Raw genomic sequence first — 24,848 nt, forward strand, 5'->3', positions numbered from 1 at the left:
CCGGCGCTCACGCGTCGAGAATGTGCATCCACATCGGCTCGCCGGTAAGGCTCTGCGAGCCCCGCAGCTTTTCCAGCGCCTGGGCGATGCTCCGCTCCGGCGCCTCATGGGTGACGATGGCGACGAGGGCGCTGCCATCGGGGCTCACGCCGCGCTGGATCAGGCTTTCGATCGAGACGCCCGCATCGCGCATCGCCGCGGCGATTTCCGCCAGCACGCCGACGCGGTCGGCCACGGTGAAGCGCACATAGGAGCGACCGCGCCGCTCGCCGCTGTCCGCCGCAGGCTGGGCGACCAGCGCCGTCGCCGGCATCGCATAAGGCGGGCCGAATTCGCCACGGGCGATGTCGATCAGGTCTGCCACCACCGCGCTGGCGGTCGGGCCGTCGCCCGCGCCTGCGCCTTGGAACAGCAGGCGACCGACGAAATTTCCCTCGGCCACCACTGCGTTGGTCGATCCCGTGACATGCGCCAGCGGGTGCCCGAGCGGCACGAGATGCGCGTGGACGCGCTGGAACAGCCCGTGCGCGCCCGCATCCGCGATGCCGAGCAGCCGTACGCGGTAACCCAGCGTCGCCGCCTCGGCGATGTCGGCGGCCAGGATGTGGCGGATGCCGCTCGCCTTCAGGTCGGCGAACGCCGGCTGCGTGCCGAAGGCGAGGCTGGCGAGGATCGAGAGCTTGTGCGCCGCGTCGATGCCGTCGATGTCGAAGGTCGGGTCCGCCTCCGCATAGCCCAGCGCCTGCGCCTCGGCGAGGATCTCGGCGAAGTCGCGGCCCTCGGCCTCCATCTTCGACAGGATGAAATTGCAGGTGCCGTTGAGGATGCCGTAGACGCGCAAGATAGCGTTTGCCGCAGCACCTTCGCGCAGCCCCTTGATCACCGGCACGCCGCCCGCCACCGCCGCTTCGAACTTGAGCGCGACCTGCGCGCCTTCGGCTGCCTGCGCGAGTTCCAGGCCATGATGCGCGATCATCGCCTTGTTGGCGGTGACGAAGCTTTTGCCCGCCCCCAGCGCCGCGCGGGCAAGCGCCAATGCGGGGCCGTCCGAGCCGCCGACGAGTTCCACCACCACATCGGCTTCGCCATGCCGGGCGAGCGCCACGGGATCATCCACCCAGTCGAAGCGCGAAAGATCGATGCCGCGATCCTTGCTGCGATCGCGGGCGGAGACCGCGACCACTTCGATCGGACGGCCGGCGCGGCGGCTGATCAGCTCGGCATTGGCGTCGAGCAGGCGAATCACGCCACCGCCTACGGTTCCCAGCCCCGCCAGTGCCACGCGCAACGCTTCCGCCATTCCTCGTTCCTCTTGAATCCATAAGACAAGGCGGCGGCCGGGCGCTTGTCGCCCCGCCGCCGCCTGTCGGTCCCTAGCCCCTTCCCTTCCCGGAAGGAAAGACAGATTTTGTCGCGAGCGGGCGTCGCAACACGCTGTTTATTTCTTGATAAGGCCGATCTCCACCAGCCGCTCGTGCAGATAATCGTGCGCGGTGATCGGCTCCGGATAGCGGTTGGGGGCGTCTGCGCTGATACAGCCGGGCAGCGTCTTGATCAGGAAGTCGGGTGCGGGATGCAGGAAGAACGGCATCGAATAGCGCGAATGGCCGCGGCGCTCGGCCGGCGGGTTGACGACGCGGTGCGTGGTCGAGGGCAGCACATGGTTGGTCAGGCGCTGCAGCATGTCGCCGACATTGATCACCATCGCGCCTTCGGGCGGCTTTACCGCCAGCCACTTGCCGTCACGGTCGAGCAGCTCGAGCCCGGCTTCCTCGGCACCGAGGAGTAGGGTGATCAGGTTGATATCCTCGTGCGCGCCGGCGCGAACCTCCGGCGCGTCGGCCGCCACCGGCGGATAGTGGAGCAGGCGCAGCACCGAGTTGCCGTCCTTCACCGCGGTGTCGAACCAGTCGGGCGCCAGACCGAGATAGCGCGCGACCGCCGAGAGCAGCTTGTCGCCCGCGGTGTCCAACGCCGCGAACAGCTCGAGAAAGGTCTCGCGAAAGCCTTCGGGCTGGCTCGGCCAAATGTTCGACGCCATTACATCGGCGAAGCGGTGGCCGGGGGCCAGCTCGCGGCCGATATGCCAGAACTCCTTCAGATCGACATGGCTCGCCCCCTTGGCGATCTCGGTCTTGAACGGGGTATAGCCGCGCGCACCGCCGCCGCCCGGGATGAAGTGCGCGCGCTTTTCTTCCTCCGGCAGGTCGAAGAACGCCTTGGTGAGGCGCCACGCCCGCTCGATCAGTTCCGGAGGCACGCCGTGATCGCGCACCACCGCAAAGCCGAAACGCTGGAAGGACTGGCCGAACGCCTGGGCAAAGCCCTCCGGATCGCCGGCCTGCGCGTCGAGCGAAAGCACCGGAATTTCGGTGAGGGTATCCAACATCACAGTCTCCGAACGCAAAAACGCGTGGTTAGCCTCGCCACGAACGGCCCCACAAGACTGGGGACATTCCGAGTGGCCGCGGCGCTGGTCCGTACCCGCTCAGCGGCCGACCTGCATCAGCCCCTTGGTCTTGCCATCGCCCACCGCGCTGAGCTGGAGCGCGAAGGGCTGGCCGTCATCGGTGGTGCCGATCAGGTTATCGTCCTTGGTCGTCACCTTGAAGCCCTGTTTCGTCATGTTGTCGCGAAACCAGTCGCGCACCACGGTAGGCGCGGCCGGGCTCTCGAACTCGACGATCACCTCGCCCTCCTTGTCGCTACCCTTGTCGTTGACCTTGAGGTTCTTGAGCGTCGATCCGGGGTAGAGCGTCACCCCGTCTATGTCGAAATTCTTCGCGTCCAGCGGCATCTTGGGCAAGGTGATCGATCCCTGGATGCCCGGCGTCTTGATCTGGATGCGGCCGTTGGCGTCGGTGGAGATCACGCTGTTGCCGTCGATATCGTTGCCGTCGAAATCGATGTTGGCGCTGCCGTGGCAGGCGACGAGCGCGAACGGCAGCAAGAGAGGAACAAGGCGGCGATTCATCGGGATACTCCTGCGGCGGTTTCGCACCGCAATGTTGTTGCGCGGCTATCCGCGTCAACCGGAAAAGGGGTGACGCAGCAACAGGGTTGGGCCATGGCGCAGGCATGAACGCCCCGCATCTGAGCACCGCCTCCGCCGGCAAGGCCCCGCTGCGCTTCGGCGAGTTCGTGCCGCTCGCCGCCGCATTGATGGCGCTGACCGCGCTTGGCATCGATTCGATGCTCCCCGCCCTGCCCGCAATCGGGGCCAGCCTGGGCGTCGATTCGGCCAACCACCGCCAGTTCGTGATCACCGCCTTCCTGATCGGCTTTGCCGTCGCACAGCTCGCCTATGGCCCGCTGTCGGACCGGTTCGGCCGCCGTCCGGTGCTGATCGTCGCGCTGGCCTGTTATGTGGTCACCTGCGCGATCGCGGCCATCTCCGGCAGCTTCGTGCTGCTGCTGCTCGCCCGCCTTGCCATGGGCACCGCGGCGGCGGGCGCGCGGGTGGTGACGGTGGCGCTGGTGCGCGATTGCTATGCCGGGCGCGCCATGGCGCGCGTGATGAGCCTGGTGTTCATCGTCTTCATGGCCGCCCCGATCTTCGCCCCCGCGGTGGGCCAGATCATCCTGTCCGCCGGCGGATCGTGGCGGACGATCTTCTGGGGAATCGGCGCGATCGCAGGCCTGGTGCTGCTCTGGTTCGCGCTGCGCATGCCGGAGACACTCGGCACCGACGCGCGCCAGTCGCTCCACCCGGCGCGGATCGTCGCGGATTACGGCCTGATGCTGCGCGACCGCGCGGCGGTGGGCTACACGATCGCCACGGGCCTGCTCTCCGGCGCGCTGTTCGGCTTTATCGGATCGGTGCAGCAGGTGATGGCCGACGTGTTCCACCGGCCGGACCTGCTGACCGTGGTGTTTGCCGGCGTGGCGAGCACGATGGCGGTCGGCTCCTTCCTCAATTCCCGCATCGTGATGCGGCTGGGCACCCGGGTCATCTCGCACACCGCGCTCACCTTGCTGACCCTTCTCGCGGGCGTGCACCTCGCCATCACCGTGCTGGACATGGAAACGCTGTGGAGTTTCGCCGTGCTGCAGGCGCTGATGATGGCGTGCTTCGGCCTCGCTACCTCCAACTTCTCCGCAATGGCGATGGAGCGGATGGGCGCGATTGCCGGCACCGCTTCCAGCCTGCAGGGCTTCGTGACGACGCTGGCCGGGGCGCTGATCGGCGCTGCCATCGGCCAGGCCTTCGACGGCACCACTATCCCGCTGTATAGTGGTTTTCTGCTGATGGGTGGGCTCTCGCTCGTGGTAGTAGCGGTGACGGAACGCGGACGGATGTTCCGCCCGAGCTGAGTCGGAACGCAGCCGGGGCCCGCGCCGTTGCGCTTTCCGAATCCCGGCGATCCCCGCCGGGCCAGCAATGAGGTTTGGCGATGAGCGGCATTCAGAGTCCCGGCGACGACGGCTATGACGCGGAAGGCTATGACGAGAGCCAGCGCGCCGAAATTCTCGAGGTGACGGGCGACGGCCCCGATGACGGCGCGCTGCTGACGGATCTGAACCCGGATCTGGGCGGCAACGAGGACGACGACGACGATCTCGACGACCTGTCGATGACCGACGACGAAATCGGCGAGGAAGACGACGACGCCGAGGAGGACGAGGACGATCTCGACGAGGACGACATCCAGGACGACTTCGACGACGAGGATGTCGACGAAGACGATCTGGACGAAGAACTCGACGACCCCGACGACGTGGCGCTGCGCCCCTGACACGACGCCCGGGTGCGCGCGGCGTTCGCGTCGAACGCACCCGGGCCACGCTTGCATCGCGGCCCCCAGGTGTTACGATATACTGTAGCAACAAAGGAGGAGAGGTCATGCGCAAGTTGGTACCCGCCGCCGAACCGATGCCGATCGGCGCGATAAACGTGACGCCGTTCATCGACGTGATGCTCGTGCTGCTGATCGTCATGATCCTCAGCATGCCGATCATGTCCCACAAGGTGCCCGTCGACCTGCCGCAGGGCCCTGCATCCGCCACCGACGACGCGACCCACCGCCTGGCGATCGATCGCGACGGCGCGCTGTTCTGGGACGGCACCCGCCTCGCCGATTCCGCCCTGCCGGCCAAGCTTGCCGCGCTGCGCGCCGATGCGGCCGTGCTCCAGCTCCAGACGGATCCCGAGACGCGCTACGAGCGGTTCGACACGATCCTCGCCGCGATCAAGCGGGCCAACATCGCCAAGCTGGGCTTTGTCGGCAATCAGCCGCTGGTCGAGTGAGGAACCGGCGCATCCGGTGGCTCGTTCGCAAGTTCTTGTTTTGGAAGAGACCCGGATGCGTCTGACCCCAGCCCTGCTCGTCGCCTGTTCGCTCGCCGCCTGTTCGCTCGCCGCCTGTTCCTCTGGTTTGCCCCCGGCGGCCGACAACGCGGCCAACGCGGAGGTCAACCAGACCGCGCCGGCCGCCGCCGAGCAGGCGACGAGCGATGCGCCGCTCGAGCCGCTCAACCCGCCCGCCCCGGGCCAGCCGGGCGGACTGCCCGACGACCGCACTCCGATCAGCGAGGCCAAGTTCGCGCCCGAAAGCGCGCAGGGCGCTGCCAACGTCGTCCAGACCTATTATGCGCTGATCGAAAGCGGCCGCACCGACGAGGCCTGGGCACTGTGGAGCGACGGCGGCAAGGCGTCCGGCGGCGATGCCAAGGCGTTCGCCGCGCGGTTCGCTCCCTATACGGAGTACCACGCCAATATCGGCGCGCCGGGCCAGATCGAGGCGGGTGCCGGCCAGCGCTACGTCACCGTGCCGGTGCAGGTCTATGGGCGTATGAAAGCCACCGGCAAGCCCTTTTACCAGCTCGGCGAGGTCACGCTGCACCGTGCCGGTGACATCGATGGTGCGACCGCCGAGCAGCGTGCCTGGCACATCCGCGCGATCAAGTTTCAGGACGATCCGGGCAAGCCCGCCCAATAATCAGCCTGTCAAGTTGCGGAGCAGCGCCAGATCCTCCTTGTCGATCGGCTGCCCGAGCGCGTCGGCTGCGTTCTCGATCGGCGGCGAAGGGCCCTGCGACGCGCCGGCGCCTGCCACGGTCACTGCCGTCCACAGCACCCCCGCTGCCCAGAGCAGCGCCGCCCAGCGGCTGCGGAACAGAGAAGAGGGCCGTCTCGGCAGCATGGCGCCGACCTTGCTCCCCTTGAACTGAACGGCGCGCTACGCTCCATGGTTACCGCCGAAGGATTCGTGATGCCCCGCTTCTCCCGACCGATCACCGCCACCACTGCCGACATCGACATATTGGGGCACGTCAACAATGCCGTCTGGGTGGCGTGGATCCAGGACATCGCGGTCGCGCACTGGGACAGCCTCGCCACGCCCGAGGAGCAGGCCGCCTATGTCTGGGTGATCACCCGACACGAGATCGACTATCGCGGCAATGTCCATGTCGGCGAGACGGTGACCGGCGAGACCTGGGTGCCCGAGCCGCCGCGCGGCGCCCGCTTCAACCGCCACGTCCGTTTCCTCGGAGAAGACGGCAAGGTGCGGGTGGAGGCGGTGACCACCTGGGCGCTGCTCGACCGCGCCACCGGGCGGCTGCTTCGTGTCCCCGCCGCGCTCGGCGACCGCTTCATCGAGGCGACGCGCTGACAAAGCGAGTCGCCTGCACGACGAACCGTGGTTCGCGTCTCGGTAGAACTCGCGTAGAATGTCTCACCATGGCGTTCTCGCGTGTGTTCCCGCTGGCGGTGCTGGCCCTGCCCCTGCTGCTTTCGGCCTGCATCTTTGGCAGCGGCGACGGCGACAAACGCTCGGCCCCCGCCCCTGTCCGCCCGCGCGGCAGCCCGCCGATCACGCTCAACCGGCCGACGCCGCGCGACACCCAGCAATGTTTCACCGATCTCTCCCGCGCGGGGGTGCGGTTCAATGCGCTGCCGGATCGCGACTATGGCGGGGGCTGCATCGTCGAGGGCGGGGTGCAGCTGATCGACATCGGCGTGCCGGTCGGCGGCATCAAAAGCATGCGCTGCCCACTCGCCCGCGCCTTTACCGGCTGGGTGCAGTACGCCGTAGCCCCGGCCGCGCGGCAGATCCTGGGCAGCGACCTGGTGCGGGTGGACACCTTCGGCACCTATGTCTGCCGGGCGATCGTCGGCAGCGCGCAATCCTCCACCAAGCTCTCCGAGCATGGTCGCGCCAATGCGGTCGACGTGTCCGGTTTCGTGCTGCGGGACGGGCGCCGAATCACCATCCTGAAGGACTGGCAAAACCAGGATCCTGCCATCCGGAAATTCCTCGAGACGATCCATGCGTCGGCGTGCAGGCGCTTCGCTACCGTGTTGAGCCCGAACTACAATTACGTCCATCGCGACCATTTCCACCTCGATATGGGGCGCGGCCCGTTCTGCGCCTGAGGCTTTCCAAGCGGACCGGATGCGCCTAATCCGCCGGCAATGAGCGATACGAGAGTCCCGTCGCGCGTCTTCCGCCCTGCCCAGCAGGAGGCCGAAGCCGCCAACACCGCCACCGGCACCCCGCAGACCGAGCATCCCGCCTACCGGCTCGCCTTCCAGGACATGGACTTCCTGCTGCGCGAGGACCTGCGGCCGGTGCGTTTTCAGCTCGAGCTGCTCAAGCCGCAGCTGCTGCTCGACGAGGCGAACATCGCCTCCACCTTCGTGATCTACGGCTCGGCGCGCATCCCCGAGCCGGCCAAGGCCGAGGCGGTGCTGGCGCTCGCCGAGACCGAGCAGCAGAAGCGCATCGCCGAGAGCCTGGTCGCCAAGTCCAAATATTATGACGTCGCCCGCGAGTTGGGGCGGCTGGCGAGCAACTTCCCCGTCGACACCGCGGGCAAGCGCCACTTTGTGGTCACCTCGGGCGGCGGGCCTTCGATCATGGAAGCGGCGAACCGCGGCGCGCGGGACGTCGGCGCGGAGACGATCGGGCTCAACATCGTGCTGCCGCACGAACAGGCGCCCAACCCCTACGTCACGCCCGGGCTGAGCATGCAGTTCCACTATTTCGCGCTGCGCAAGATGCACTTCCTGCTCCACGCGCGCGCCGTGGCGGTGTTCCCGGGCGGCTTCGGCACCTTCGACGAAAGCTTCGAGCTGCTGACCCTGATCCAGACCGGCAAGGTCGATCCGATCCCGGTGCTGTTCTACGGCAAGGAATTCTGGAACCGCGTCGTCAACTTCGAGGCGCTGTGCGACGAGGGCGTGATCTCGCCGCGTGACCTGAACCTGTTCCGCTTCTGCGAAACCGCCGAGGAAGGCTGGGAAATCGTCCAGGACTTCTGGCGGAACAAGGAAACGGCGGGCTGATCCCGATCCTCCCCCGGAGGGGGAGGGGGACCGCCGCCGGAGGCGGTGGTGGAGGAGTGTTTCGGTCGTGATGGCGGGATGCTCCACCAGGGTCGACACCCCTCCGCCGCGCTGCGCGCGCCGCCTCCCTTGCAGGGGAGGATCGATAGGCTCGCACCTGCCGCACGTTGCGCTATAGCCCCTCGGCATGACCGATCCGCTGATCCGTATCGCCGAGGCGCTCGAACGGCTGGCGCCGCCCCCCGCGCCGCCCGCCGATCTGACCGCCTATCCCGCCTATGTCTGGCGCGGGCGCGCGATCGTTCCGGCCCGCGCCTTTGCCCCCACCCCGCTCGCGCTCCTCCAGGGAGTGGAGAAGCAGCGGGCAGCGCTGCTCGCCAATCTGGAGCGACTGTCCGCCGGTCACGCCGCGCAGGATGTGCTGCTGTGGGGCGCGCGCGGCACCGGCAAGTCGGCGCTGGTCAAGGGCGCGGTCGCCGAGGTGCAGGCGCAGGGCGGGCGGCTCGCGCTGGTCGAGGCGGCGACGACGCATCTCGACACGCTGCCGGATCTGTTCGCGCTGCTCGCCGACACCGATCGGCCGTTCGCGATCTTCCTCGACGATCTCGGCTTCGACGCCGCAGCCGATGCCCGCGCGCTACGCTCGCTGCTCGAAGGGGGCGCCGAGGCGCGCCCAGCTAACTCCCGTCTGCTGGTCACCTCCAACCGCCGGCACCTTCTCCCGCGCGACATCGAGGCGCAGGCCAGCGCGATCAACCCGCGCGATACGATCGACGACGACCTCGCGCTCGCCGATCGTTTTGGTCTGTCCCTCGGCTTTCATGTCGTCGATCAGGACACCTATGTCGCGATCGTTCGCGGCTATGCCGAGGCGTACGGACTCGTGTTCGAGCCGGCAGACGCCGTTCAATGGGCTACGCAGCGAGGCAGCCGGTCCGGCCGGGTGGCGTGGCAATATGTGGTCGAACTTGCCGGACGCCACGGAAAGCGCCTCTAGGGCCGGAACGTCTAATATCGCACCCGAACATCTTTCTGTGCCAGATTGGAACAACTCGATCAACGCAGCAGGCCGGCCGCGAATCTGCGCGCACATGCAGCAACGTTTCGCTCGCGTGACGGACGCGGCATAGCGGGCTCATTCGGTGAGATGAGTCGCCCTTTGTCCAGCGCAAATTGCTGCCGCTGGAACGCGTCGAACCTCCCGATGTCCCGGCCGCAATCCCCTTGTGCATCCGATCGCACCGTACCGCACAATTCAATATGTTCATGTCTTCGCATGTGAGAACATTATTGTTGAGGGATCTCATGGGGTTAATCTGTCGTTAACAGAACTAGCCACTTCGAGTCGCCGAAACGGATGTTTTAAAAGGGAAAGGGTGCGTCCATGCGTACGACCACGAGACTTGCCGCCGCGGCAGCGCTGCTCAGCGCTGCGGTACCTGCCCATGCCGCGCCGATCATAGGCCAGATCAATCTGATCGGCTTCGTTCGACCGATCGGCTCGACGACCATGGAGACCGCGACCGGTCTCGATTTTTACAACTTCCTGTCGTTGCCGTCGAATGCCAACGACGGCGGCACGCCCGGCACGATCTTCGCAGCGCTGGGCAGCACGGGAGTCTTCGCGGGCATCGCCTGTGCGGGTCCCTGCGGAACGATCAAGGATCTGCCGACCTTTGCGACAGGCCCGATCGCGTCGTTCTTTGATGTCGGCTCCACGATCTTCTTCGATCTGGGGTCGATCAACTCGGTGACCTACTCGAACGACGGCAGCGGCGGCAGCCTGAAGGTGATCGCCTCCGGCACCTTCCGCGCAACCGGATTCGACGACACCGCCGGCCGTTTCACCCTGACGACCCAGGGTAGCGGGCTGACCAGCTTCTCGGCGACGGCGCTTTCGCCCGTGCCGGAACCGGCCAGCTGGGCGCTGATGATTGCCGGCTTCGGGATGATGGGCGGCATGCTGCGCGCTGCGCGGCGCTCGGTACGGGTTCGCTACAGCACCAACTAAGCGTCCCGCTCCCTGGATGCGCGAGCCCCGCCGGAGCGATCCGGCGGGGCTCGTCGTTTCAAGGTTCAGGCCAACCCTTCCACCATCTCCGCCAGCTCCAGCCAGCGCAGCTCGGCCGCGTCCTTCTCGTCGCGCAGCCTGGCGATGCCCTCGCTCAGCTTGGCGAACTTGGCCGGGTCCTTGGTGTAGAGCGCCGGATCGGCCAGCGCCGCCTCGTCGCGCGCGATCGTCTGGTCGATCTCCTCGATCCGCTTGGGCAGCAGCTCGTAATCGCGCTGGTCCTTGTAGCTGAGCTTGGTGCGCGCCTTGGGTGCCTCGGGCGCGGGCGCAGCAACCGGCTTGCTCGCCTTCTTCGCCTCGTTCCGCGGACGCCGCTTGGCTTCCCAATCGGCATAGCCGCCGACCACCACGTCCACCATGCCGCTGCCGTCGAGCCCGAGCGTCACCGTCACCGTGCGGTCGAGAAAGTCGCGATCGTGGCTGACGATCAGCACCGTGCCGGCATAATCGGCGATCACTTCCTGCAGCAGGTCGAGCGTCTCGAGGTCGAGATCGTTGGTCGGCTCGTCGAGCACCAGCAGGTTGGACGGCCGGGCGAATTCGCGCGCGAGCAGCAGGCGCGAGCGCTCGCCGCCCGACAGCGTGCCGATCCGCGCCTCGGCGATGCTGGGATCGAACAGGAATTCCTTGAGATAGCCATGGACGTGCTTGCGCGCGCCCTGCACGTCGATCCAGTCGCCGCCGTCGGCCAGCACGTCGCGGACGCGCTTGTCGGGCGCCATCAGGCTGCGCTGCTGGTCGATGATGATCGCGTCCAGCGTCTGCGAGAGCTTGACCGTGCCCTCGTCGGGCTCCAGCTCGCCGGTCAGCATCTTGAGCAAGGTCGACTTGCCCGCGCCGTTCGATCCGACGATGCCGATCCGGTCGCCCTTGGTGACGCGGAAGGTCAGGTCCTTGATGATCGTCCGCTCGCCGAAGCGCTTGGTGACGTGCTTGGCGTCGATCACCACCTTGGTCTGGTTGCCGTCCGCGGCGGTGGCGAGCGCGGCGGTGCCCTGCGGGCCGGTCATCGCGGCGCGTTCGGCGCGCATTTCCTTGAGCTTGGACAAGCGGCCCTGGTTGCGCCGGCGCCGGCCGGTGACGCCGCGCTGGAGCCAATGCTCCTCGATCTTGAGCTTGGCGTCGAGCCGCTGGGCGTTGCGCTCCTCCTCGGCATAGACCTGCTCGGTCCACGCCTCGAACCCGCCAAAGCCGATCTCGGCGCGGCGGATGGAACCGCGATCGAGCCACAGCGTCTGGCGGGTCAGGCGCGTAAGGAAGGTACGATCGTGGCTGATGACGACGAAGGCGCCCTTGTAGCGCGTCAGCCAGTCTTCCAGCCATTCGATCGCGCCGAGATCGAGATGGTTGGTCGGCTCGTCGAGCAGCAGCACGTCGGGATCCTGCGCCAGCGCGCGGGCGATCGCGGCGCGGCGGCGCTCGCCGCCCGAGGCGGTGGCGGCTTCGCGGCTGAGATCGATGCCGAGCTGGTCGGCGATCGCCTCGGCCTCGTGCTGGGCGGGCGCGTCGTCGCCGGAGAGGACATAGTCCATCAGCGTGGTGCAGCCGGCCATGCGCGGTTCCTGCTCCAGCAGGATCACGCGGGTACCGGGCACGATCGTGCGGCGGCCCTCGTCGCTGTCGATCGCGCCGGCGATCAGCTTGAGCAATGTCGTCTTGCCCGCACCGTTGCGGCCGATCAGCGCGAGCCGATCGCGCTCGCCGATATGCAGGTCGAGATTGCGGAAAAGCCAGCCGGATCCCTGAACGAGACCCAGCCCTTCATAGGAAAGCACCGGAGCAGCCATGGTGCAGCACCTAGGAGGCGGCGGGCCTCCCCGCAAGCGGCCAGGCATGGGGGGCGGCGATGCACCAATGCCACAATTGCCGAACCATGGCTGACGGGCATGTTCAGGGGCTATTCAATGCCCGGACCCTATGCCATTCCGATGCCGATGTTGGTCAAACCCGTTCTGATCGCGTGTCTTGCGAGCCTCGCGCTCACGAGCCCGGTCGTCTCGCGCCCGATCGGCGCGGAGCAGGATGACGGCCAGCGTGCGGCGCGCGAGCGGCGGCTTCGCGGCCAGAATCTGCCCGCGCGCGAGATCGAGCGGCGGGTGATCCCCCGCATGCCGGGCGCGCAATATCTCGGGTTCGACTATGATCCCGAGCACGACGTTTACACGCTCAAGTTCCTGCGCAATGGATCGGTGATCTGGGTGGAGGTGGACGGCCATACCGGCCAGATCCTCCGGCGCATGGGCAGCTGACACTAGAAAAGGACGGGACAGCGAATGCGACTTCTGATCGTCGAGGACGAACCCAATCTCGGGATCCAGCTGCGCACCGCGCTCGAGGGCGCGGGCTATGCCGTCGACCTCGCGACCGATGGCGAGGAAGGCCATTTCCTCGGCTCGACCGAGCAGTACGACGCGATCATCCTCGACCTCGGCCTGCCCGAGATCGACGGACTGACCGTGCTCGATCGCTGGCGCAAGGAAGGCCGCACCATGCCGGTGCTGGTGCTGACCGCGCGCGACAGCTGGTCGGACAAGGTGGCGGGGCTCGATGCCGGCGCTGACGACTATGTCGCCAAGCCGTTCCAGACCGAAGAGCTGATCGCCCGCCTGCGCGCGCTGATCCGCCGCGCCTCGGGCAATGCCTCGGCCGAGCTTACCGCGGGCGACATCCGCCTCGACACCCGCTCGGGCAAGGTCACCAAGGCGGGCGAGCCGGTGAAGCTGACCGCGCAGGAGTACAAGCTGCTCAGCTATCTGCTCCACCACAAGGGCAAGGTGGTGAGCCGCACCGAGCTGATCGAGCATATCTACGACCAGGATTTCGATCGCGATTCGAACACGATCGAAGTGTTCGTCACCCGCATCCGCAAGAAACTGGGCGCCGACGTGATCACCACCATCCGCGGCCTGGGCTACAGCCTCGACGAAGCCAGCTTCACCTGAGGCGGGCTGGGTGGACGCGACGCTGATCTCCGGCGAGGAACACGATGCCGCGCCCGCGCCCGCCGAGGTCGATGCGCGCGGTTATCGGCCGGTGCGCGTCACCGGCTCGGTCAGCCGGCGGATGTTGCTGGTCGCGACCACCTGGATCCTGCTGCTGCTCGTCGGCGGCGGCTATGCGCTGGACCGCGTGCTGACCAGCGCGATCACCCGCAATTTCGACGACCAGCTGGATTATCTCGTCTCGTCGATGATCGTCTCGGCGGAGGTCGGCTCCAACGGCGAAGTGGTGCTCAACCGCGAACTGGCAGACCAGCGTTTCCTGGAGCCCAATTCGGGCGCCTATTGGCAGATCAGCGGCCAGGGCTTCGAGCCGTTTCCGTCGCGCTCGCTCTGGGATCGCAAGCTGCGCGTCGATCAGGTCCACAATGATCGCGAGATGCATTTCTACGACAGCAACCAGTTTGCCGACCAGAAGCTGCGCATCGCCGAGCGCGACCTCAAGCTCCCCGGATCGCCGGTGCGCTGGCGCTTCCAGGTGGCGGAAAGCCGCGAAGTGCTCGATGCGCAGATCGCCACCGTCCGCCGCACGCTGGTGCGAAGCTTCGCGCTGCTCGGCCTGGGGCTGGTGGCGATGGCGGCGCTGCAGACCTGGTATGGGCTGCGCCCCTTGCGCAAGGTTCGGCGCGAGATCGCCAGCCTGCGCGCGGGGCGCACCCAGCGCGTCGGCGGGCCGATGCCGGCCGAGGTCGGGCCGATGATCGACGAGCTCAACGCGCTGGTCGAGCATAATGATCGCCAGGCGGAGGAGGCGCGGCGCCATGCCGGCAACCTCGCCCATGCGCTCAAGACCCCGCTCAGCGTGATCATGAACGCCGCCGCCGCCGGCCAGGAGGATCTGCCCGACACCGTCATCCGCGAGGCGCGGACGATGCGGCGGCAGATCGACCATCACCTCGCGCGTGCCCGCGCGGTCGGCCGGCGGGGCAGCGCGCACAGCCGCGCCGAGGTGTGGCCCTCGATCGAGGCGGTGGAGCGTGCGGTAGCGCGGCTCTACCCCAATGTCCGCATCGACGTGGACGGGGTGAAGGATTCCGTCGCGCATATCGAGCGGCAGGATCTCGACGAGATCCTCGGCAATCTCGTCGAGAATGCCGCCAAATACGGCGGCGGCAGCGTGTTCGTCACCGCGCGGCTCGATTCAGGGTTCGTCGAGATCCTGGTCGAGGACGACGGCATGGGCATCCCCGAGGCCGATCGCATTCGGATCTTCGATCGTGGCGTTCGGCTCGATACCGGAAAGCCCGGCACCGGCCTCGGCATGGCGATCGTGCGCGACGTCGCCGAGATCTATGGCGGCACCGTCAGCCTGGAAGAGAGCGAGGACCTGGGCGGCCTGCTCGTCCGCCTCCGCCTGCCCGCCGCCGGCTGAGGCTCAGGCGGGCTCGACCGCGCGCATCGCCTCCGCCGCGATCTCCAGGCTGCGCTTGCGGGCTTGATGATCGAACATCGCGCTGGTCAGCATCAGCTCGTCGGCCTGGGTGCGTTCGATGAAGGCTTCGATCTCACGACGCACCTTGGCGGGCCCGCCGATCGCCGAGGCCGACAGCACCTGATCGAGCATCGCATTGCCCTGCGCGCCCAGGCTCTCGCGATAGCCGCGCACCGGCGGCGGCAGCTGGATGCCGCGCCCGGTGGTGCGGATCGCGACGAACGCCTGTTGCTGCGAGCTGGCGAGGCGTTCGGCCTCCTCGTCCGTGTCGGCGGCGAACACGTTGAAGCCGAGCATCACATGCGGCTTGGCGAGCGCCTCGGACGGGCGGAAGTTGCGGCGATAGACCGCAATCGCCTCGTCGAGCAGCCCCGGCGCGAAATGCGAGGCGAAGGCATAGGGCAGCCCCAGCGCGGCGGCGAGCTGGGCGCCGAAGGTGCTGGAACCGAGGATCCAGAGTTTCACATCGGCACCCGCGCCCGGCGTCGCGCGGACGCCCGTGCGGCCGTCATCGGCGAAATAGCTCTGCAGCTCCATCACGTCCTGCGGGAACTCGTTGCCGTCGCTGGTCGAATTGCGGCGGATCGCGGCAGCGACCCGCTGGTCCGAACCCGGCGCCCGACCCAGGCCGAGATCGATGCGGCCGGGGAACAGCGCGTCGAGCGTGCCGAACGCCTCCGCCACCTGCAGCGGCGAATGGTTGGGCAGCATGATGCCGCCCGCGCCAATGCGGATCGTGCTGGTCGCGTGGCCGACATGCGCGATCACCACTGCGGTCGCGGCGCTGGCGATGCCCTCCATGCCGTGATGCTCCGCCATCCAGTAGCGCCGGAAGCCGAGGCGTTCGGCATGGGCGGCAAGGTCGGCGGCGTTGGCGAGCGCTTGGCCCACGGTGCCGCCTTGGACGACGGGCACCAGATCGAGCAGGGAATATGCGGTCATGGCAAGGATGTGGGGATGCTGGCGCAGCGATGCCAGAGGGTTGGCGCCGCTACCGTCGCCCACGCGCTCGCTGCCTGGCCAAGCATTTCCACCCACCGTCATCCCGGCGAAAGCCGGGATCCATTCGCCGCTCGGCGTCAGCAAGCGCCGTGACGGAGACCCCAATGGATCCCTGCTTTCGCCGGCATGACGAAGATTCGATCAAGCGACAGCCTTCTCCCTGTCGGCGGGGAGGATGAGGAATCCCTCACTCAGCTGGCTGCACCCCGTCGTCGCCGGGCTTGTGGTCGATCGCGCCCGGCGCACCCGCTGGCCCCAGCACCCGGCTGCCGTCGTCGCCGGGCTTGTAGGTAAGCAGGCGCCGCGACAGCCGCGGCCCCAGCCACCCTTCGAGGCCCACCGCCAGGCTGAACAGCGCGGGCACGATCACCAGCGTGAGCAGCGTCGAGACGATCAGCCCGCCGATCACCACCACGCCCATCGGCGCGCGGAACGACGAGTCGCCGTTGAGCGACAGCGCGGTCGGCACCATGCCCGCCACCATCGCGATCGTGGTCATCACGATCGGCTGGGCGCGCTTGCGGCCGGCGTCGACGATCGCCTCCATCTTGCCAACGCCCTTCTCCATCTCCTCCAGCGCGAAGTCGACGAGCAGGATCGAGTTCTTGGCGACGATCCCGAACAGCATCAGCATGCCGATATAGACCGGCAGGCTCACCGGCATCCCCAGGATGGCCAGCATGATCAGCCCGCCCAGCGGCGCGTTGAGCAGCGAGCCCATGTTAACGATCGGCGAGACGAAACGGCGATACAGCAGCACCATCACCGCGAAGACCAGGAAGATGCCCGAGGCCAGCGCGATGATGAAGTTCTGGATCATCTCGCCCTGCCACTTGGCCTGGCCCACCGTCATCTCCGCCACGCCCAGGGGCAGCTGCTTCATGATCGGGAGATTGTGGATCTCCTTCATCACGTCGCCCGAGACATAGGGCTTGCCCGTCGCCGGGTTCATCGCGAGATCGGCGCCCACCACCAGCCGGCGCTGGAGGTTGAGCCGCTCGACCTTGGTCGGCCCCGCGGCGAAGCGGATATCGGCCACCGAGGAAAGCGGCACCGAACCGCCGCTCTGGGTCTGCACCCGCATGTTCTGCAGCGTGTCGAGCTTGGTGCGCGAATCCTGGTCGAGCGCGACGCGGATCGGGATCTGGCGATCGGACAGCGAGAATCGCGCGCTGTTCTGCTCGATGTCGCCTAGCGTCGCGACGCGGATCGCGTTGGACAGCGCCGCCGTGGTCACGCCCAGATCGGCCGCGAGGTCGAGCCGCGGCGAGATCACGATCTCCGGCCGCTGCAGATCGCCCGAAATGCGCGGTGCGACAAGCGACTTCAGCCCCTCCATCTGCTTCATCAGCGTCAGCGCGGTCTTGTTGAGCAGCTCGGGATCCTCGCCGCCCAGCGTGATCGTCATGTCGCGCCCGGAGGAGCCCCAGCCGAACTGCGAGCGGAAATTCACGCGCGCATCGGGGATGGCCAGCAGCTTGGGCGCCACCCGCTTCTCGAACTCGGTGCTGGTTTCGGTGCGGCCCGCCTTTTTCTCGAGCAGATCGGCGGTCACCCGGCCGTTGCCGACGAGGGTACGGGCATAGGTATGCTCGACCGCCGGCTCGGCGCGCAGGATGCCCGCGACCTGCTGGACGACGCGGTCGGTCTGCTCGAGCGTGGTGCCCGGCACCATCTCGACCGTCGCGGTCACGCTGTCCTGGTCCTGTGCCGGCTGGAAGGTCTGCGGCATGGTGACGAGCAGGCCGATCGTGCCGCCGAGCGACAGAACATAGGCGAGGATCGCCACCCAGCGGTGCATCAGCGTCCATTCAAGGAGGCGGATGTACAGCCGCATCATCAGCCCGCCGCCATGTTCGACATGGCCGTGCGCCTTGAGGAAATAGGCTGCGATCATCGGCGTGAGCATGCGCGCCACCGCCAGCGACATCAGCACCGCCGCGACGACGGTGAGGCCGAAATTCTTGAAGAACTGGCCCGAGATGCCGGGCATCAGGCCCACCGGCAGGAACACCGCGACGATCGACATGGTGGTGGCGAGCACCGCCACGCCGATCTCGTCGGCGGCGTCGATCGAGGCCTGATAGGCGGATTTGCCCATCCGCATGTGGCGGACGATGTTCTCGATCTCCACGATCGCGTCGTCGACCAGCACGCCCGCCACCAGGCTGAGCGCGAGCAGCGTCATCTGGTTGAGCGTGAAGCCCATCATGTCCATGAACCAGAAGCTGGGGATCGCCGAAAGCGGGATCGCCAGCGCCGAGATCACCGTTGCCCGCCAGTCGCGCAGGAACAGGAACACGACGATGACGGCGAGCACCGCGCCCTCGATCATCGCCTCCATCGCGGTGTCGAACTGTTCCTTGGCGTATTTGCTCGCATTGTCGAGCAGCTCGAACCGCACCTTGGGATTGTTCTTCTCGAGCGCCTGCAGCTTCTTCTGCGCTTCCTCGAAAATCGTCACGTCGGACGCGCCCTTGGCGCGCTGGATGTCGAACGAGATCACCGGATGCCCGTCATAGCGCGCGAAGTTGCGGCGCTCGGCATAGCCGTCCTTCACCGTCGCGATATTGGCGAGGCGCACGGTGCCGCCGGTGCCGGTCGCGATCTGGGTCTGGCCCAGCGTATAGGCATCCTTGGCGTTGCCGACGACGCGCAACGACTGTTCGAAGCCGGAAATCTGCGCGCGGCCGCCCGCGGCGTTGAGGTTCACCTGGCGGAGCTGCTGGTTCACCTGGCTCGCGGTCAGGCCGAAGCTGGCGAGTTTCACCGGATCGAGCACGACGCTGACTTCGCGGCTGACCCCGCCGTTGCGCTGCACCGCCGCCATGCCGCTGATCGACAGCAGCTCCTTCGACACGCTGTTGTCGATGTACCAGGACAGCTGCTCGACCGTCATGTCGGTCGCGGTCGCGGTGAAGCTGGCGACATCGTTGCTGCTGGCGCTGTCGACGCGGCCGACCTGCGGCTCAAGGATGCCGTCGGGTAGATTGCCGCGGATCTGCTGGATCGCGCTGCGCACGTCCTCCACCGCGCGGTCGATCGGGGTGCCGATCGCCAGCTGCACCACCGTCTGGCTGTTGCCTTCGGAGACGGTGGAGTTGATCTCGTCGATACCCTGCAGGCTGCGCACCGCGGACTCGACCTTCTGGGTGATCTGCGTCTCCAGCTCGCTCGGCGCGGCGCCGGGCTGGCTGATCGAGATCCACACGATCGGGAAGTCGATGTCCGGATCGTTGTTCACGTCCATCCGGCTGAAGCTCACCAGCCCCGCGACGGTGAGGAACAGGAAGAGAACGATCGGCGGGACCGGGTTGCGGATGGCCCAGGCCGAGATGTTGCGAAAGCTCATCGCGCCGATCCCTTATTTCTTCTGGAGCTGGGGTATGACCTTCTGGCCGGGGTTGAGGAACGCGCCCGCGGTCATCACCACACGCTCGGTGCCGCTCAGGCCGCTGGTGATCCGCACCCCCTGGTCGGAGACGTCGCCGGTCTTCACGTCGCGACGCACTGCCTCGTTCTTGTCGTTGAGGATGTAGACATACGTGCCCTGCTGGTCGCTCTGCACCGCCGACTGGGGCAGGATCACCGAGGTAACCGCCCCCGCGACGATCCGCGCGCTGGCAAAGCCCCCCGGACGCAGCGCCGGATTGTAGGGCAGCGCAATGCGGGCGATGCCGAGCCGGCTGGTCGGGTCGATCACCGGCGAGACCTGCCACACCTCGCCCTTGAAGCTGGTCTGCGTGCCCACGGGAGTGACCTCCGCCGGCGCGCCGACGTGCAGCTTCTGCACATCGGATTCGGACAGCTGGGTGCGCAGCTCGAACTGGCCGTTCATCGCCATGCGGAACAGCGTGCCCGAGGCGGAGCTGACGATCTGGCCCGGTTCGATCTGACGGGCGAGCACCAGGCCCGCCTCCGGCGCGCGGATGTCCAGCCGGCGGTTGCGCGCCTGAGTTTCGGCGAGCTGCGCCTTGGCGACGCGGACGCGGGCAAGCGCCTGGTCGCGGGTCGCGGTCCGCTGATCGATGTCGGCGCGGGAGATGAAGCCGTTGCCCACCAGCTGCTGCGCACGCTCCAGATTGGCCTGGGCGAGCTTGGCCTCAGCCTCGGCCACGCGGATCTGCGCGGCGAGCGACTCGGCGGTCTGCGCCTGCACCGAGCGGTCGACCATTGCGAGCACCTGGCCCTTGCGCACCCAGCTGCCGGCGTCCACCAGCACCCGGGTGACGAGGCCGCCCTCGCCGGCGACGCCGACCGGCATCTCGCGCTTGGCGGCCAGGCTGCCGGTGCCGGTGACGATCGTCGAGACGGTCTGCTGGCCCGGGGCCGAGACGGTGACGGTCAGCAGCTGGCCCTGGGCCTTCTGGCCCTTGGCGGCGGGAAGCGGCTTCGTGGCGGGCCGCCCCATCACCAGGAAGGCGGCGATCACGACCAGCACGAACGCGCCGAGGCCAATCCACAGCCACCGCCGCCCACGACGCCCCGGCTCCCCCTCGAAACCGAGCTGCTCCTGCCGATCCAACATCCCTGCCTCGTAATTCATGCGCCCACCTCGTTCGGGACGCGTGCACGTCCCAGGTCGCACTGTATTATATGAATATATCACCCGCCACAAGGCCGGTTTGGCAACGCGCGGCGGAATGCCCGGTTGCATGCGCGCGCGCAAGTGACACCAAAGAAAAAGTGGCGACCCTGGAGCCGCCGGCAAGTATTGCCAATCGATTGTCGCAATCGGCTCGTTCAGCCTGCGTTCGTTTGCAGGCGTCGACAAGCCGGCGCATCGAAACGACGAATTTCACAGGAGGAACGTCCCCATGATCCGTACCCTGCCGCTCGCGGCGATGCTGGCGCTGATCGCCTCGCCCCAGGCCCTCGCCCAGGTACAGGCCGTCGCTCAGCCGATTCCGGCAGACGGCACCGTGCTCGACATCGTGGCCGAGGGAACGAGCACGCGCGTGCCGGATCTTGCGCTGATCCAGGCCGGTGTCGTCACCACTGCGACGACCGCCGGGGAAGCGATGCAGCAGAATGCCGCGCGGATGACGGCGGTGCTCGGCGCGCTGCGCAAGGCGGGCATTGCCGAGCGGGACCTGCAGACCAGCGCGGTCAACCTCGCGCCGCAATATCGCTATCAGGAGAACAAGCCGCCGGTGATTACCGGCTACCAGGCCTCAAACCAGCTGACCGTCCGGTTCCGCGACGTCGCGAAAAGCGGGATCATCCTCGACGCGCTGGTCGCGCAGGGGGCCAACAATATCGCCGGTCCCAATCTGATGCTGGCCGACGAGGAGGGCGCGCTGGACGAGGCGCGGCGCGGCGCGATCGCCAAGGCCCGGGCACGGGCGACGCTCTATGCCCAGGCGGCGGGGCTCAAGGTGGACCGCATCCTGGCCATCTCGGAAAGCGGCAGCGCGCCGCTGCCACAGCCGGTGCCGATGCTGATGCGGGGCAAGGCGATGATGGCGGAAGCGGACACGGCGATCGTACCGGGCGAGCAGAAGGTCACCGCCAGCGTTTCGGTCCGTTTTCTGCTGAAATGAACCGGACATGAAAAAAGGGCCGCCCCGATAGGGGCGGCCCTTTTTATTCTATAATCATGGCAGGCGTTAACGCACCGCGCCACGACGTACCAGGTTCACGATCGCCAGCAGGATGACCGCACCCACCAGCGAGACCAGGAAGGTCATCGGAGTGATCACGCCGCTGTTGATGTTGCCGCCGAACAGCAGACCGCCGATAAAGGCGCCGACGATGCCGACGACGATGTTGAGGAAGATGCCCTGCTGGGCATCGGTGCGCATGATGATGCTCGCAAGCCAGCCGACGACGCCGCCGATGACGAGCCAAACGATAAAGCCTACCATTGGTCCCTCCTTAACTTGCCCGGCGACCCGGGCGACGCAAAGGAAAATCCGTGAATGGTCCGTTTGGTTCCGACGCGATATTTTGCGTTGTCAAGGGAACTTTTGGTTCCCGAAACGAAAAATCAGAATTTCTGCTGGCGCTCGTAGAGCGACCGATAATGCTGGATGCGGGTGACGCGCAGCCCGGGCATGCCGGATCGATCGATCGCGCGCTGCCAGCCGGCGAACTCCTCGACGGTGAGGCCGTAGCGATCACACACCTCATCCACGGTCAGCAGCCCGCCGTTGACGGCAGCCACGACCTCGGCTTTGCGCCGCACGACCCAGCGGGTGGTGTTCGGCGGCGGCAGCGAGTCCAGGGTCAGCGGCTCGCCGAGCGGACCGATCACCTTCGCAGGACGGATCTTCTGGTTCTCAATCATCTACCAACCTCATCGGGGCCGGCCGCCCCTGTTACGCAACCGTGAAACGACTTGTACCCGCCCGCCTTGAACATCGGCTAAAATGGCAAGGTAAACGTGCGCTTCACGCCTCTCCCCACCGGTGAAGCGCGGTTGCGGCGGCGCGATGGAAACAGCCATCGGCCGGCGCGAGCAGCGCTGCCACGGGAAGCGGCATCGAAAGCCGGGTCTGGATCCGCGCGGTGGGGCTGGCGGCCTGCCGGCTCGTCACCATCGCCATCAGCACCGCCAGCCCCGTCGGGAGCATCACGGTGCCCAGGTCGCGGTTCGGATGGGCAAAACTCAGGTCCACCAATGCGTTTCCAGTCGTCTTTCGAGCACGCAGTATAAGCCGGCAGTGCTGAAAGGGCCGTAAAGGCGCCGCAAACCTGGGCTTAACTTCCATGTCTGGCAGGTTTCCACCGCCCCGGGTGGCATCCGGAGCGGGTCTGCCCTATCTGGGCGGCCATGAACCCCGGCGATTTCCAGCTGTCCGAGCCGCTTTCCGCGCGGCGCATCGTCGTCGCCATGTCCGGCGGCGTCGATTCCTCCGTCGTTGCCGCACTCGCCGCGCGCAGCGGTGCGGAGACGATCGGCATCACGCTCCAGCTCTACGATCATGGCGAGGCGGTGGGCCGCGCCGGCAGCTGCTGCGCGGGCCGCGACATCCGCGATGCCCGCGCGGTGTGCGACAAGCTCGGCATCGCGCACTACGTCTTCGACCATGCCAGCAGCTTCCAGACACAGGTGATCGACGATTTCGCCGACGAGTATCTGGCAGGGCGCACGCCCATCCCCTGCGTGAAGTGCAACATGGGGCCAAAATTCACCGATCTGTTCGCGCTCGCGCGTGATCTGGGCGCCGATTGCCTCGCCACCGGCCATTATGTGCGCCGGGTGGCGGGTACGCAGGGCGCCGAGTTGCACCGCGCCGCCGATCCGGCACGCGACCAGAGCTATTTCCTGTTCGCGACGACGCAGGACCAGCTCGACTATCTGCGCTTCCCGCTGGGCGGTCTGCCCAAGCCCGAGGTGCGCGCGCTCGCCGCCGAATTGGGGCTGGGCGTCGCCGGCAAGCCCGACAGCCAGGACATCTGCTTCGTCCCCGACGGCGACTATGCCACGCTGGTGAAGAAGCTGCGTCCAGAAGCAGAGGCCGGCGGCGAGATCGTCGACGAGAACGGCGTCAAGCTGGGCGAGCATCGCGGCCTTATCCACTTCACCGTCGGCCAGCGCCGCGGGCTCGAGATCGGCGGCGCGCCCGAGCCCTATTATGTGCTACGGCTCGAGCCCGAAACGAGGCGCGTGGTGGTGGGGCCCCGCCGCGCGCTGGCAGTGGGCGCGGCCCGGCTGGAAGGCATCAACTGGCTGGCTGGAGACTATCGCGGCCCGATGACCGCGAAGGTCCGCAGCCTCGCCAAGCCGGTGCCCGCGCGCATGGAAGGCGATCGTGTGGTGTTCGAGATGCCCGAATATGGTGTTGCCCCGGGGCAGGCCGCGGTGCTCTATGCGGGCGATCGGGTGCTGGGCGGCGGCTGGATCGCCGCGACCGAGCGGGCTATCGCCTTGGCGGCATGACGCGCCTAGTAGAGCGCTTTTCCAGACGATCCACCCGAAACCCAAGACCTGTTGCTTGACCTGTACCGCTTTTTGGCGGAACGAAGGAACAATTGCGATGCCCCAACGGGATGCATTTCAATTCTGTTGTGTTCAGGTGAGATCTTGCATGCCTTCGATGCTGGCGGCCCCCTGGTGGGTTGCCCAACTTGCCACCGGCGCCAAGTCGTTTCGCGATAATCCTCTGATCGGGTCGCAACGTCTCAACGCCTTGGGCCTGCACGCCGCTCGCGCACATTTGGCGCATCGCCTCGCCTGGGCGCGCCGCGCCCGCCTGACGACCGGGCTGCTTGCCGCCGATCGCGAAGCGTTCGATCGCGACGGCTTTGTCATCGTCCGTGACTTTCTGCCGAAGGCGCTGTTCGCGTCGCTGCGCGACACCGTGCTGGGCCAGCGCTTCGATACGCGCGAGATGCGCCAGGGCAACACGATCACGCGGCGCATCGCGATCGGGCCCGATTTCCTGCGCACCGTGCCGGCGGCGCGGATCCTGCTGCGCGACCAGCGCTTCCGGGCATTGTGCCGCTATGTCGGCAGCTTCCGCAGCGAGCCGCTCCATTATGTCCAGACGATCCTGACCGACAGCGGCGTCCCGGACCCCGACCCGCAGACCAACCTCCATGCCGACACCTTCCATCCGACGCTGAAGGCCTGGTTCTTCCTCAATGACGTGGAGGAGGCGGACGGCCCGTTCTCCTATGTCCCCGGATCGCATCGGCTGACGCCCGCCCGACTCGCCTGGGAACAGGCGCGCAGCCTGACCGCGGGAAGGAGCGAGGACTTCCTGTCCGCGCGCGGATCCTTGCGGGTCCGCAACGAGGAGCTGGCCGGGCTGGGACTGCCTCAGCCGCAGCGCTTCCCCGTACCGGCCAACACCTTGGTGGTGGCCGATACCTGCGGATTCCATGCGCGTGTCGCGGCGACCCGGCCGAGCCGCCGGCTGGAGCTTTGGTCGTTCAGCCGACGCAATCCGTTTCTTCCCTGGGCGGGTGCGGACCTGCTGAGCATCCCCGGCATCGCCGAACGGCGCATCGACGCGATGTGGCGCATCCGCGACCGCTTCCAGAGCTGGGCCGGGCAACCATGGAAACCCAGCGGCAACAAGCTGGTGCTCGATGACTGATCTCCGG

The 24,848-nt window shown here is 67.3% G+C and carries 26 protein-coding genes; 15 read left to right on the forward strand and 11 right to left on the reverse strand.

Going from position 1 to position 24,848, the window contains the following annotated elements; all coding sequences use genetic code 11:
* Window positions 1-7 precede the first annotated feature (7 nt).
* The 3 genes from S2M10_RS13550 to S2M10_RS13560 all read right to left on the reverse strand — a co-directional run bounded on the left by S2M10_RS13550 (window position 8) and on the right by S2M10_RS13560 (window position 2,974).
* Window positions 8-1,300: a homoserine dehydrogenase gene (locus tag S2M10_RS13550; protein ID WP_168846522.1), complete on the reverse strand. Its 1,293-nt coding sequence runs from the start codon at window positions 1,298-1,300 to the stop codon at window positions 8-10.
* Between the two features lie 138 nt (window positions 1,301-1,438).
* Window positions 1,439-2,389: an isopenicillin N synthase family oxygenase gene (locus tag S2M10_RS13555; RefSeq protein ID WP_168846523.1), complete on the reverse strand. Its 951-nt coding sequence runs from the start codon at window positions 2,387-2,389 to the stop codon at window positions 1,439-1,441.
* Between the two features lie 99 nt (window positions 2,390-2,488).
* On the reverse strand, window positions 2,489-2,974 hold the full coding sequence (locus S2M10_RS13560) for a hypothetical protein (RefSeq protein WP_168846524.1): 486 nt from the start codon (window positions 2,972-2,974) through the stop codon (window positions 2,489-2,491).
* Window positions 2,975-3,078: 104 nt separating this feature from the next.
* Between S2M10_RS13560 and S2M10_RS13565 the strand changes: the two genes are divergently transcribed.
* The 4 genes from S2M10_RS13565 (at window position 3,079) to S2M10_RS13580 (ending at window position 5,939) form a co-directional block, all read left to right on the forward strand.
* Window positions 3,079-4,314 carry a multidrug effflux MFS transporter gene (locus S2M10_RS13565; protein ID WP_168846525.1) on the forward strand — a complete coding sequence of 412 codons (1,236 nt, stop codon included), beginning with the start codon at window positions 3,079-3,081 and terminating at the stop codon, window positions 4,312-4,314.
* Window positions 4,315-4,394: 80 nt separating this feature from the next.
* On the forward strand, window positions 4,395-4,736 hold the full coding sequence (locus S2M10_RS13570) for a DNA primase (RefSeq protein WP_168846526.1): 342 nt from the start codon (window positions 4,395-4,397) through the stop codon (window positions 4,734-4,736).
* Window positions 4,737-4,843: 107 nt separating this feature from the next.
* Window positions 4,844-5,248, forward strand: coding sequence for a biopolymer transporter ExbD (locus S2M10_RS13575; protein ID WP_168846527.1), 405 nt, complete (start codon window positions 4,844-4,846; stop codon window positions 5,246-5,248).
* Between the two features lie 55 nt (window positions 5,249-5,303).
* The gene (locus tag S2M10_RS13580; protein ID WP_168846528.1) at window positions 5,304-5,939 is read left to right on the forward strand and encodes a hypothetical protein; all 636 of its coding nucleotides are present in this window, start codon (window positions 5,304-5,306) and stop codon (window positions 5,937-5,939) included.
* Here the strand turns inward: S2M10_RS13580 and S2M10_RS13585 are convergent, their stop codons facing one another.
* Window positions 5,940-6,143, reverse strand: coding sequence for a hypothetical protein (locus S2M10_RS13585; RefSeq protein WP_168846529.1), 204 nt, complete (start codon window positions 6,141-6,143; stop codon window positions 5,940-5,942).
* A gap of 69 nt (window positions 6,144-6,212) precedes the next feature.
* Here S2M10_RS13585 and S2M10_RS13590 point away from each other — a divergent pair, with 69 nt between their 5' ends.
* The 5 genes from S2M10_RS13590 (at window position 6,213) to S2M10_RS13610 (ending at window position 10,301) form a co-directional block, all read left to right on the forward strand.
* Complete coding sequence (locus S2M10_RS13590; protein ID WP_168846563.1) at window positions 6,213-6,614, forward strand: acyl-CoA thioesterase; 402 nt, start codon at window positions 6,213-6,215, stop codon at window positions 6,612-6,614.
* Between the two features lie 68 nt (window positions 6,615-6,682).
* The gene (locus S2M10_RS13595) at window positions 6,683-7,378 is read left to right on the forward strand and encodes an extensin family protein (RefSeq protein WP_168846530.1); all 696 of its coding nucleotides are present in this window, start codon (window positions 6,683-6,685) and stop codon (window positions 7,376-7,378) included.
* A gap of 39 nt (window positions 7,379-7,417) precedes the next feature.
* On the forward strand, window positions 7,418-8,290 hold the full coding sequence (locus tag S2M10_RS13600) for an LOG family protein (RefSeq protein WP_168846531.1): 873 nt from the start codon (window positions 7,418-7,420) through the stop codon (window positions 8,288-8,290).
* Window positions 8,291-8,477: 187 nt separating this feature from the next.
* Window positions 8,478-9,287 (forward strand): ATP-binding protein, encoded by an 810-nt coding sequence (locus tag S2M10_RS13605; protein WP_168846532.1) that lies wholly within the window; start codon window positions 8,478-8,480, stop codon window positions 9,285-9,287.
* Window positions 9,288-9,674: 387 nt separating this feature from the next.
* Window positions 9,675-10,301, forward strand: coding sequence for a PEPxxWA-CTERM sorting domain-containing protein (locus tag S2M10_RS13610; protein WP_168846533.1), 627 nt, complete (start codon window positions 9,675-9,677; stop codon window positions 10,299-10,301).
* Window positions 10,302-10,366: 65 nt separating this feature from the next.
* On the opposite strand, the gene S2M10_RS13615 is transcribed toward S2M10_RS13610, so the two are convergent.
* Window positions 10,367-12,148, reverse strand: a complete 1,782-nt coding sequence (locus S2M10_RS13615) for an ATP-binding cassette domain-containing protein (RefSeq protein WP_168846534.1) — start codon at window positions 12,146-12,148, stop codon at window positions 10,367-10,369.
* Between the two features lie 117 nt (window positions 12,149-12,265).
* Here S2M10_RS13615 and S2M10_RS13620 point away from each other — a divergent pair, with 117 nt between their 5' ends.
* The 3 genes from S2M10_RS13620 to S2M10_RS13630 all read left to right on the forward strand — a co-directional run bounded on the left by S2M10_RS13620 (window position 12,266) and on the right by S2M10_RS13630 (window position 14,732).
* Complete coding sequence (locus tag S2M10_RS13620) at window positions 12,266-12,610, forward strand: hypothetical protein (RefSeq protein ID WP_168846535.1); 345 nt, start codon at window positions 12,266-12,268, stop codon at window positions 12,608-12,610.
* Between the two features lie 24 nt (window positions 12,611-12,634).
* Window positions 12,635-13,303 (forward strand): response regulator transcription factor, encoded by a 669-nt coding sequence (locus tag S2M10_RS13625; RefSeq protein WP_064310484.1) that lies wholly within the window; start codon window positions 12,635-12,637, stop codon window positions 13,301-13,303.
* A gap of 121 nt (window positions 13,304-13,424) precedes the next feature.
* The gene (locus S2M10_RS13630; RefSeq protein WP_168846564.1) at window positions 13,425-14,732 is read left to right on the forward strand and encodes an ATP-binding protein; all 1,308 of its coding nucleotides are present in this window, start codon (window positions 13,425-13,427) and stop codon (window positions 14,730-14,732) included.
* 3 nt (window positions 14,733-14,735) lie between these two features.
* Here S2M10_RS13630 and S2M10_RS13635 read toward each other — a convergent pair whose 3' ends face one another.
* From S2M10_RS13635 to S2M10_RS13645, 3 genes are all read right to left on the reverse strand, one after another.
* Complete coding sequence (locus S2M10_RS13635) at window positions 14,736-15,734, reverse strand: LLM class flavin-dependent oxidoreductase (RefSeq protein WP_168846536.1); 999 nt, start codon at window positions 15,732-15,734, stop codon at window positions 14,736-14,738.
* Between the two features lie 247 nt (window positions 15,735-15,981).
* Entirely contained in the window at window positions 15,982-19,146 is a 3,165-nt protein-coding gene (locus S2M10_RS13640; RefSeq protein WP_168846537.1) for an efflux RND transporter permease subunit, read from the reverse strand.
* Between the two features lie 12 nt (window positions 19,147-19,158).
* A complete protein-coding gene (locus S2M10_RS13645) occupies window positions 19,159-20,340 on the reverse strand; it encodes an efflux RND transporter periplasmic adaptor subunit (protein WP_168846538.1) in 1,182 nt (393 codons plus the stop codon).
* Window positions 20,341-20,611: 271 nt separating this feature from the next.
* Between S2M10_RS13645 and S2M10_RS13650 the strand changes: the two genes are divergently transcribed.
* Window positions 20,612-21,337, forward strand: a complete 726-nt coding sequence (locus S2M10_RS13650; RefSeq protein ID WP_168846539.1) for an SIMPL domain-containing protein — start codon at window positions 20,612-20,614, stop codon at window positions 21,335-21,337.
* A gap of 66 nt (window positions 21,338-21,403) precedes the next feature.
* Here S2M10_RS13650 and S2M10_RS13655 read toward each other — a convergent pair whose 3' ends face one another.
* From S2M10_RS13655 to S2M10_RS13665, 3 genes are all read right to left on the reverse strand, one after another.
* Window positions 21,404-21,661, reverse strand: a complete 258-nt coding sequence (locus S2M10_RS13655; protein ID WP_116467486.1) for a GlsB/YeaQ/YmgE family stress response membrane protein — start codon at window positions 21,659-21,661, stop codon at window positions 21,404-21,406.
* Between the two features lie 122 nt (window positions 21,662-21,783).
* Window positions 21,784-22,083, reverse strand: a complete 300-nt coding sequence (locus S2M10_RS13660; protein ID WP_066721323.1) for a DUF1153 domain-containing protein — start codon at window positions 22,081-22,083, stop codon at window positions 21,784-21,786.
* 103 nt (window positions 22,084-22,186) lie between these two features.
* On the reverse strand, window positions 22,187-22,414 hold the full coding sequence (locus tag S2M10_RS13665; protein ID WP_348770600.1) for a hypothetical protein: 228 nt from the start codon (window positions 22,412-22,414) through the stop codon (window positions 22,187-22,189).
* 155 nt (window positions 22,415-22,569) lie between these two features.
* On the opposite strand from S2M10_RS13665, the gene mnmA reads away from it, so the two are divergent.
* Window positions 22,570-23,679: a tRNA 2-thiouridine(34) synthase MnmA gene (gene mnmA, locus S2M10_RS13670; protein WP_168846541.1), complete on the forward strand. Its 1,110-nt coding sequence runs from the start codon at window positions 22,570-22,572 to the stop codon at window positions 23,677-23,679.
* A gap of 148 nt (window positions 23,680-23,827) precedes the next feature.
* Complete coding sequence (locus S2M10_RS13675; protein WP_168846542.1) at window positions 23,828-24,841, forward strand: phytanoyl-CoA dioxygenase family protein; 1,014 nt, start codon at window positions 23,828-23,830, stop codon at window positions 24,839-24,841.
* Window positions 24,842-24,848: the final 7 nt, after the last annotated feature.

It is taken from the genome of Sphingomonas sp. S2M10, assembly GCF_012650175.1.
Taxonomy (GTDB): Bacteria; Pseudomonadota; Alphaproteobacteria; order Sphingomonadales; family Sphingomonadaceae; genus Sphingomonas.